Origin of the sequence: Photorhabdus stackebrandtii, from assembly GCF_011189495.1 — a bacterium.
Classification (GTDB): domain Bacteria; phylum Pseudomonadota; class Gammaproteobacteria; order Enterobacterales; family Enterobacteriaceae; genus Photorhabdus; species Photorhabdus khanii.
In genome coordinates, this window is record NZ_PUJV01000099.1 from 1 (window position 1) to 1,911 (window position 1,911).

Sequence of the window (1,911 nt, forward strand, 5' to 3'; positions counted from 1 at the left end):
TGCGTAAAGTGTGTTCAACGTTGACTGATGGAGATCAGTCAATATAGTTTATTAGCAGGTTCTATGAGTGGGGTAAATAGCGATCTCTATCGATGTTATTAACTGATCTCTTTCATGGTAATACTCAGTATACAAAAATGGTTGTGTGATAGAGAGTTTTCGATCAGATGTAGACATTGAATATGTTAATAACCCAACACTCAGGGATTATCGGGATGTGGTGGATGAGGCAATCACATGGGTAGATGAGCAGTTTGTGCTGAAAACCCGTTCAGTGAGCCTGTCTTCGCCAGTACAGAGGCTGGCAGCATAACTAAACTTTAACCCATTGGGGGAAATGTTCCCTCAAGGGGAACGTTTCTCCTCAGGAGAACGACGATGTTACTTTTTAAGGCTAAAGACCTGAAACCTGTGTTGCAGGAAGCGATAGCCCATCAGTGTGACGTGTTGCTGGTCAAGGATCAGGGCATTGTGCGACAAGAAGCTGTTTAACATATTGATTCACCGATAGTGATATCTGATGAATCCGATTGTCCCATCAATCGTAGCCTACCAGAGCATGCGTGGCGGGTAACTGCTGGGTATGAAGCCTCTGGGACAACGTAACCTGTTCTGTGAACGGTAGAGAAGCCGTAAGGTACCTCTACTTTCTGCGAGCATCACGCGGAAAAGGTACAAGGCTGGTTGGTAAGGTTAACATATGTGAATTGCTGATAAACATCGTTAGGTCTAACAAGCCAAAGATGCTGAAAGGCTTGAACCAAAATGGTATGTGACGGGTTATCCTTTAATGCCTAAGGATACATGGGCAATAACGTCACCGGTGGAAAGGCAAAACCTAACCCAACTTTTGTATGTTAAACGGAACTTGGTAAGCCCGTATCATCGCCCAAAGGGCAGGTAAACCGTAAGGGATGCTGTTGATAATGCGGGTAGAGGAAGATGGAAAAAGCGAATGCTGAGCCGTAATAGCTCAGATAAGAGATCAAGATTTGCTCTGATGCGAAAGCATGCTGACTTCCATCCGGTCTTTAATCGTATGAAATCTTGTAAAGCATTCAATAACAGGAGGTAAGCAAGTGAATACAACAAATACTGTATCTGCGGCCTCCCACCTTTCAGGGTGGCATGCCATAAATTGGCGCGACTGTCATAGACAGGTGAGAAAGTTACAGGTACGGATTGCGAAAGCTACTCAGAGTCAACAATGGCGCAGGGTTAAAAAACTGCAACGTATGTTGACTGGCTCGTTCTCTGCAAAAGCTATTGCAGTAAAGCGAGTTACTGAAAATACGGGAAAAAGAACTTCCGGTATTGATGGACAACTATGGGAGACTCACGAAAGAAAATGGAAGGCTATAAGCCAAATGCAACGTAAAGGCTACAACCCAAAACCATTAAAGAGGGTATATATTCCAAAATCTAACGGTAAACGCCGGCCTCTTGGAATCCCGACAATGATGGACAGGGCTATGCAAGCTCTTTATCTATTGGCTTTAGAGCCCACATCGGAAACTACAGCAGACAGTAATAGCTATGGTTTTCGCCCACTCAGAAGTACAGCAGATGCAATCGGCCAGCTATTTATTAATTTTAGGTTGAAAACATCGGCAGAGTGGATTCTTGAAGGAGACATAAAAGGTTGTTTTGATAATATCAGCCATCAATGGATGATTGACCATATTCCTATGGATAAGAAAATCCTAAAAAAGTGGCTGAAATCTGGATACATGGAAAAAGGTACTTTCTTTGACACGCATGCTGGTACTCCCCAAGGTGGGATCATCACGCCCCGAACGCAAAAGGTAACATTCGCCAGTGCTCTGTAAATCGGAAGATATCAGCGAAGGTGGATTGTCGCCGGAAGGGGTATTAGTCAAGGGGATTGAATGACGAATAACGATGGTGTCA

Annotated in this window: 1 protein-coding gene and 1 pseudogene; both read left to right on the forward strand. The window is 44.0% G+C overall.

Annotation, left to right across the window (positions count from 1 at the left end):
• The first annotated feature begins 145 nt into the window (after positions 1–145).
• Complete coding sequence (locus tag C5470_RS21690) at positions 146–313, forward strand: hypothetical protein (protein ID WP_242688269.1); 168 nt, start codon at positions 146–148, stop codon at positions 311–313.
• Positions 314–1,079: 766 nt separating this feature from the next.
• Positions 1,080–1,793, forward strand: a pseudogene (locus tag C5470_RS21695) (reverse transcriptase N-terminal domain-containing protein); the annotation flags it as partial.
• Positions 1,794–1,911 lie beyond the last annotated feature (118 nt).